This is a genomic window from Oerskovia sp. NPDC060287 (assembly GCF_042726775.1).
Classification (GTDB): Bacteria; Actinomycetota; Actinomycetes; order Actinomycetales; family Cellulomonadaceae; genus Oerskovia; species Oerskovia merdavium.
On the sequence record NZ_JBHXBO010000220.1, the window covers coordinates 1 to 6,965 of the forward strand.

The following is a 6,965-nucleotide window of genomic DNA, read 5'->3' on the forward strand; positions in this document are numbered from 1 at the left end:
GCCGTTGCTCGTCCTGCCGGTCGCCTGCTCGCCACCGGCACCGCCGTGACGGCCGACCTCAGAGGTCGGCCGTTCCGAAGCGGTCGCGCACCGCACCGGCATCCCCCGAGGTTGCCGATGCCGACGCGAGCTCTCTGCGCACCTCCTCGCGGAGCCGCCCGTGGTTCTCCGGGTTGGGCGCCGCCCCCAGGAGGAGCTTCGTGTAGTCGTGCTGCGGGTTGAGGATGACCTCGTCCGACGGCCCACGTTCGACGATCTTCCCGCGGAACATCACGATGATCTCGTCGCTGAAGTGGCGAGCCGTCGCGAGGTCGTGCGTGATGTAGAGGACGCCCAGGCTCTCCTCGCGCTGCAGCCGCGCCAGGAGGTTCAGCACCGACAACCGGATCGAGACGTCCAGCATCGAGACCGGCTCGTCGGCGACCAGGAAGCGGGCTCCGGGAGCGAGCGCACGGGCGATCGCCACCCGCTGCCGCTGGCCCCCGGAGAGCTCGTGCGGGCGCCTCGCCGCCACGATCGACGCGGGCGTGAGGTTGACCCGCTCGAGGAGCTGGTGGACCTGGGCATCGATCTCCTCCCGCCCCTTCGCCTTGCCGTGCAGCCGGAGAGGGCGCTCGAGATGGTGCGCGATCGTGTGGAACGGGTTGAGCGAGGCGAACGGGTCCTGGAAGACCATCTGTACGTCACGCCGGTACGTCGCGAGCCGTCGACCCCGCGTCGCGCTCGTGCGACCGTCGATCAGGATCTCGCCCGACGTCGGCGTCTCGAGCTTGGAGATCATCCGGGCGACGGTCGACTTGCCCGAGCCGGACTCTCCGACCAGGGCGATCGTCCGACCGGGTTCGAGCGTGAACGAGACGTCGTCGACCGCGCGGAACTTCCTGCCCGCCCCGCCGCCCCGCACGCGGAAGTCCTTGGTGAGGTGCTTGACCTCGAGGGTGCTCACGACGCTTCCCCTTCCGTGCTCTCACCGGTTCTGACGAACGACCCGCGCTCCCCGGTGAGGCTGGGGAACGAGGCGAGGAGCTTGCGCGTGTACTCGTGCTGCGGCCTGGTGAAGATGTTGGCCGACGTGTTGAGCTCGACGATCTCGCCGTGGCGCATCACCGCGATCCGGTCGCTGATCTCGAGGAGCAGGGGCAGGTCGTGCGTGATGAAGACGACCGCGAAGCTGAACTGCTCGCGCAGCCGCATGATCTCGCGGAGGATGCCTCGCTGCACCACGACGTCGAGCGCGGTCGTGGGCTCGTCCATGATCATGACCTGCGGGTTGAGCGCGAGCGCCATGGCGATCATGACGCGCTGGCGCATGCCGCCCGACAGCTCGTGCGCGAAGCTGTTGAGCCGCGCCGGGTCGACCCCGACGAGCCGCAGCAGCTCTTGGCTGCGCTCGAGCTTCTCCGCGTTCGACATGCCGGGGCGGTGCGTGGTGAACACGTCGAACAGCTGCGACCTCACGCTGATGACCGGGTTCAAGGAGTTCATGGCTCCCTGGAAGACCATCGAGATCTTGTCCCACCGGAAGGCTCGCAGCGCGTCGCCCTCGAGCGCGGCGACGTCGACGTCCGTGCCGTCCTGGTCGTGGAAGACGATCTCACCTGCGGTGCGCAGGGCAGGCGGCTTGAGCAGCTGGTTGATCCCGTAGGCGAGGGTCGTCTTGCCGCAGCCCGACTCCCCGGCCAGGCCGAGGATCTCGCCCCGGTGGAGCGTGAGCGAGACGTCCTTGACGGCCTTGACCGGAGGCGTGACCTCGTACTCGATCGAGACGTTGCGGGCCGTGAGGACCGGAGCCAGCCCCGCGATCGCCTCCGCGTGGTCGGGGGTGGTCAGAGGCCCGGTCGTGAGCGCGGTGCTCATGCGTTCACCCTCTCCTTCTCCAAGGCGTTCCCGCCGGTGTCGTCGCCGTCGACGGGAGCGTCCTGCGCCGGGGCCGGGTGCGCGCCCTCGCCGCGGACCTGCGCCTTGCGCGCCTTGCGGACGCTCTTGACGGCGGCCGGAGCCGTGCGCAGCTTGGGGTTGATGATCTCGTCGATGCTGAAGTTGATGAGCGAGAGGCCGCAGCCGAACAGCGCGATCATGAGGCCCGGCGGCACGAACCACCACCACGCGCCGATCGTGAACGCGTTGTGCTGGCTGGCCTGGTTGAGCATGGTCCCCCACGTGATGGCACCGGACGGCCCGAGACCGAGGTAGGACAGGCCCGCCTCCGCGAGGATCGCGAGCACCACCGCGAAGAGGAACTGCGCGGCGAGGAGCGGCAGGAGGTTCGGGAGGATCTCGACCGTGATGATCCGCAGCGGCTTCTCGCCCGCGACGCGGGAGGCCGCCACGTAGTCACGGCTCCGGAGCGACCTGGCCTGCGAGCGCAGCACGATCGCCGATCCCGCCCAGCTCGTCAGGCCCAGCACCACGGCGATGATCCACATGCTGCGGCTCTCCATGTAGCTCGCGATCACGATCACCAGCGGGAGGCCCGGGATGACGAGCATGACGTTGGTGACGAGCGACAGGCCCTCGTCCGTCCAGCCGCCGACGTAGCCGGCCACGATCCCGAAGAACAGCGACAGCACCACGGCGATGGCCCCCGCGACGAGCCCCACGGTCAACGAGCCGGCCGCGCCCTCCGCGAGCTGCGCGAAGAGGTCGGCACCGAGGTTGTTGGTGCCCAGCAGGTGTGCCGCGCTGGGCGGCTCGAACACCGGGTTGTCGTAGTTCCAGGGGTCCTGGGTGACGAACGGTGCGATGACCGCGAACAGCACGATGCCGATCGTGAGCACCAGACCGACGACCAGCTTGCCGGACCTGCGCGGGAGCATCTCGCGGAAGCCGCGGCGCGGCGGGGCGGTGACCGGCGCGTCGGCGGCGAGCGCGGCCGCCGGGACGTCGCCGTCGGACACCGGGACGTCGGGCACGAGCCCGTCCGTGCGGACACTGGGAGCGATCCCGTCGGCCACCGCCTCGGCCACCGGGGACGAGCTGGTGGCGGGGGTCACGAACTCGCGGGTGCGGATGTCGTCGTCAGCCATTGTGCCGAGCCCTCGGGTCGATGAAGCCGTACAGAAGGTCCATGAGGAAGTTCGCCGCGAGCACCGTGACGGTGATGACGAGGAACACCCCTTGCATGAGAGCGAAGTCCTTGTCCTGGACCGCGTTGATCATCAGCTTCCCGACACCGGGGTAGGTGAAGACCTGCTCCATGACGATCGAACCCGCGACCACGAAGCCCAGCGAGACGCTGAACCCGGCGAGCGAGGGCAGCGCCGCGTTCCGGGTGGCGTAGGTCGTGAGGACCCGGAAGGGACGCAGGCCCTTGGCCTCGGCCGTGGTGATGTAGTCCTCGGACAGGGTCGAGACCATCATGTTGCGCATGCCGAGGAGCCAGCCGCCCACCGAGGACAGGACGATCGTCAGTGCAGGCAGGAAGCCGTGGTAGACCGCGCTCGAGAAGAACTCCCACGTGGCCACGGGCCCGTCCGGGAACATGAACGTGTCGTACCCACCGATGATCGGGAACCACGCCAGGTTCACGGAGAACACCGCGATGAGGATGAGGGCGAGCCAGAAGTACGGCACGGACTGCAGGAGGGTGGACGCCGGGATGATCCCGTCCACCCAGGTGCCCCGCCGCCAGCCGACCCACGCGCCCAGCGAGATGCCGATGACGAAGGACAGCACGGTCGCCAGGCCCACGAGCACGATGGTCCACGGCAGGGCCTGACCGATGAGCTCGGACACCGGGGCGGGGAACTTGGTGATGGACGTCCCCAGGTCACCGTGCAGCAGGTTGTTCCAGTACCGCAGGTACTGGTCCCACAACGACGACTGGTCGTCGGAGCCGAAGAGGAGCTGGATGCTCTTCTCCATCGCGGGGGTGAGCTCTCCCTTGCGGGCCATCTTGGCCCGGAAGATGTCCTCCGCGTTGCCCGGCATGAGCCGGGGGATGAAGAAGTTGAGGGATATGGCGGCCCACAGGGTGATCACGTAGAACGTGAGCCGCCGCGCGTAGTACTTCACCGTTCGTTACGTCCCGTCGTCATCGAAGCTCCTCCTCGGCCCGGCGTCACTCGGTCGGCTTGATGGTGCTCAGCACCACGCCTGCCGAGACCGACCCCCATGACGGCGGGAAGGCGTACAGGTCGCCCTCGGTGGGCCACCCGGTGAAGTCCTTCTGGTCGAAGAACGTCTGCGTCGCGTTGATGACCAGCGGGATGTACGGGAGGTCACGCGTGATCTCGGTCTGGATCGTCGCGTAGGCGGCCTTCTTCGCGGCCTCGTCGTTCGTCGCCGCTGCGGCGTTGACCGCTGCGTCGACCGTGGGGTTGGAGTAGCGGGAGAAGTTCCACTCGCCGGACTCGAGCTGGGTCCCGACGGGCTGGGTGTACTCACCGCTGAACCAGTCGCGGTAGATCTGGAACGGGTCGGCGACCGAGGTACCGACGACACCACCCATGATCAGCTCGAAGCTGCCGGTCTGGCGCGAGTCCGAGAACTCGTCCCACGTGACGGTGCTGGCCGTGACGGCGATGCCGGCGGCCTTGGCCTGCGCGGCGATGAGCTCGGCGGCGGCGTTGTAGTCGCTCCAGCCCTCGACCGACGTGAGGGTCAGCTCGACCTTCTTGCCGTCCTTCTCGTAGATGCCGTCGCCACCCTTGGTGTAGCCCGCGGCCTCGAGGATCTTGCCGGCCTCGGCAGCGTTCGCCTCCTGCGGGCTGACCTTCTCGACGTCGGGGGAGATCCACTTGTCGTCGCGACCGAGCAGCGCGAACGTCGGCGAGATCTCGCCCGCGAGCCCGACGAAGGCCTTCTCGTTGATGACGCCGCGGTCGATCGCGACGTTGAGCGCCTGGCGGACGGCGACGTCCGTCTGGGCGCCGGCGCAGCCGGCGTCGACGTTGGCGCACGTGTACAGCACGGTCGGGTCCTGCGGCGTGTTGATGTACCCGAGGCGACCGTCGGCGGTCAGCGCGTCGGGGTCCGCCACGAACATGCCGGCCCAGTCGACCTTGCCGGTCTTCAGCAGGCTCTCGGCCGAGGTGTTCGCGTCGATCCCGAGGTACTGGACCTTCTCGACGGCGGGTGCGCCACCCCAGTAGTCGGGGTTCGCGACGATGGTGTAGGACGCGTCGGACGTGCTCTGGACGGTGTAGGGCCCGGTGCCGACCGGCGCCTCGTTGGCGAACGTGACCGGGTCGGGGACGTCCTTCCAGACGTGCTGAGGAACCATCCAGGACGCGCCGAGGAGGGCGAACTCGTTGGTGAACTGCGGGCCCGTGAAGGTCAGCTTGACGGTCGTGGGGTCGACGACCTCGGCGGAGGCGAGGTACTCCGGCTTGGAGGTGTCGTTCGTGAAGGACCAGACGACGTCCTCGGCCGTGAACGGCTTGCCGTCGTTCCACGTGACGCCCTCACGGATCGTGATCGTCAGCTCGGTGCCGTCCTCGTTGAACTCGAAGGACTCTCCCAGCATCGGGGTGGGCGCCTCGGCGCTGGCCTTGTTGTAGTAGAAGAGCGTCTCGTACACGCCACCGAGCGCGGCGTGGAGGACCGTCGGTGCGTACGGGTTGAAGTTCGCGACGATCGGCGTCTGGCTGCCGGCCCACACCGTGAGCACGCCGTCGCCCTTGCTCGCGGAGCCCTTGTCCCCGTCGTCACCCGACGAGCCGCAGCCCGTGGCGAGCAGCGTGAGGCCGGAGGCGAGCGCCACCGCGGTGAGAAGGCGCGTGCGCCCCTTGCTTCGGATCATCATCGGTCCTTTCGAGTCGTCGACGCCTCATCACGTCGATCAGCCCCGCTCGGCGGGTATGTGCAGGAACACTAACGAATCAAGGGTGCCCTGCGAACCAATAGAACAGGAAAGTTACCTAAATGAAACACGTCAGCGGTCGGGCACGGCAGGACCCGCAGGAATCCGCGGCTCCGGTACCGCGCCGGCCGCGACCTCAGCGCGTCTGAGCCCGACGCGCCCGGTCAGGAACCCAGCGCGACGTCGAGCGCTGAGCGCGCCTCGCGCGCCGCCCCCAGGTCCGTGACCTCGTAGCCGGACCCGCCCCCGCCACCGGGCCCGCCGTCGTCGGGCCGGATGCCCTTGGCCGAGAGGTGGACCGCGTCCACGCCCGCCGCCACGAGGTCGCCCATGTCCTGGGCGCGCACTCCCCCGCCCGCCTGGACCTGCACCCGGCCCGCGGCGTGGAGGGCCATGGCGCGCAGCCGGTCGACCCCGTCGATGCTGCGGGCCGCACCACCCGACGTGAGCACCCGGGTAACCCCCAGGCCCGCGAGGAGGTCGAGTGCCGCGGTGACGTCCTCGACGACGTCGATCGCGCGATGGAAGGTGACCTCACGACCGTCCGCGGCCGCGACCAGGGCACGGACCGCGGCCTCGTCGACGAGCCCGTCGGACGTGAGCGCCCCGATCACGACACCCGCAGCACCGGCGGCGACGGCTGCACGCACGTCCCGCACCTGCACGTCGAGCTCGGCCGCGCTGAAGACGAACCCTCCCGGGCGCGGCCGGACCAGCGGGTGGACCTCGACCGGCACTCCCCCGCCCGCGGCCTCCGTCGCTACCGCGACGGCCGCCTCGAGCAGCCCGACGCTCGGCGTCAGCCCACCCGTCGCCCCCAGCGCCGAGCACAGCTCGACCCGGCGAGCGCCGACCTCGGTGGCGATCCGCACGCCGTCGGTGTCCTGGACGGCGATCTCGAGCGCGACGTCGCGTGCCATGTGGGGGTGCTCCTTGCCTCGGGGGCCGGCGGGCGGGGGCGCGCCGACGGGTCAGCGGCCAGCGTAGACCCGGCCAGGACCGCCGCGGGAGCCGGCGCCGAGGCGAGCGCACAGCGACCGCGGCCCGACGACGGCGCGCGCGTGACGTCGTCGAGCCGGCGCTCCCCCGGCGCGGGGAGCGGACCCACCGCGCCCCGGGGACGCCGACGGGAGCGGCCCGCCGCAGGCCGTGAGGCGTGCGG

General features: G+C 69.8%; 6 protein-coding genes. All 6 read right to left on the minus strand.

Annotated elements, in window-relative coordinates:
• Positions 1 to 58: 58 nt before the first annotated feature.
• Positions 59 to 946 (minus strand): ABC transporter ATP-binding protein, encoded by an 888-nt coding sequence (locus ACFWFR_RS15900; RefSeq protein WP_377623603.1) that lies wholly within the window; start codon positions 944 to 946, stop codon positions 59 to 61.
• The gene (locus ACFWFR_RS15905) at positions 943 to 1,857 is read right to left on the minus strand and encodes an ABC transporter ATP-binding protein (protein WP_377623604.1); all 915 of its coding nucleotides are present in this window, start codon (positions 1,855 to 1,857) and stop codon (positions 943 to 945) included. The genes ACFWFR_RS15900 and ACFWFR_RS15905 overlap by 4 nt, the downstream gene beginning before the upstream one ends.
• The gene (locus ACFWFR_RS15910) at positions 1,854 to 3,026 is read right to left on the minus strand and encodes an ABC transporter permease (protein ID WP_377623605.1); all 1,173 of its coding nucleotides are present in this window, start codon (positions 3,024 to 3,026) and stop codon (positions 1,854 to 1,856) included. The genes ACFWFR_RS15905 and ACFWFR_RS15910 overlap by 4 nt, the downstream gene beginning before the upstream one ends.
• Positions 3,019 to 4,014 (minus strand): ABC transporter permease, encoded by a 996-nt coding sequence (locus tag ACFWFR_RS15915; protein WP_191805657.1) that lies wholly within the window; start codon positions 4,012 to 4,014, stop codon positions 3,019 to 3,021. The genes ACFWFR_RS15910 and ACFWFR_RS15915 overlap by 8 nt, the downstream gene beginning before the upstream one ends.
• Positions 4,015 to 4,060: 46 nt before the next feature.
• The gene (locus tag ACFWFR_RS15920) at positions 4,061 to 5,743 is read right to left on the minus strand and encodes an ABC transporter substrate-binding protein (RefSeq protein ID WP_191805656.1); all 1,683 of its coding nucleotides are present in this window, start codon (positions 5,741 to 5,743) and stop codon (positions 4,061 to 4,063) included.
• Between the two features lie 224 nt (positions 5,744 to 5,967).
• A complete protein-coding gene (locus tag ACFWFR_RS15925) occupies positions 5,968 to 6,723 on the minus strand; it encodes a copper homeostasis protein CutC (protein WP_377623606.1) in 756 nt (251 codons plus the stop codon).
• Positions 6,724 to 6,965: the final 242 nt, after the last annotated feature.

What these genes read in the sequence shown, in the direction of transcription:
- ACFWFR_RS15905 (WP_377623604.1), bottom strand. Translation starts at nt 1,857, where the DNA reads ATGAGCACCGCGCTCACGACCGGGCCTCTGACCACCCCCGACCACGCG.
- ACFWFR_RS15910 (WP_377623605.1), bottom strand. Translation starts at nt 3,026, where the DNA reads ATGGCTGACGACGACATCCGCACCCGCGAGTTCGTGACCCCCGCCACC.
- ACFWFR_RS15920 (WP_191805656.1), bottom strand. Translation starts at nt 5,743, where the DNA reads ATGATCCGAAGCAAGGGGCGCACGCGCCTTCTCACCGCGGTGGCGCTC.
- ACFWFR_RS15925 (WP_377623606.1), bottom strand. Translation starts at nt 6,723, where the DNA reads ATGGCACGCGACGTCGCGCTCGAGATCGCCGTCCAGGACACCGACGGC.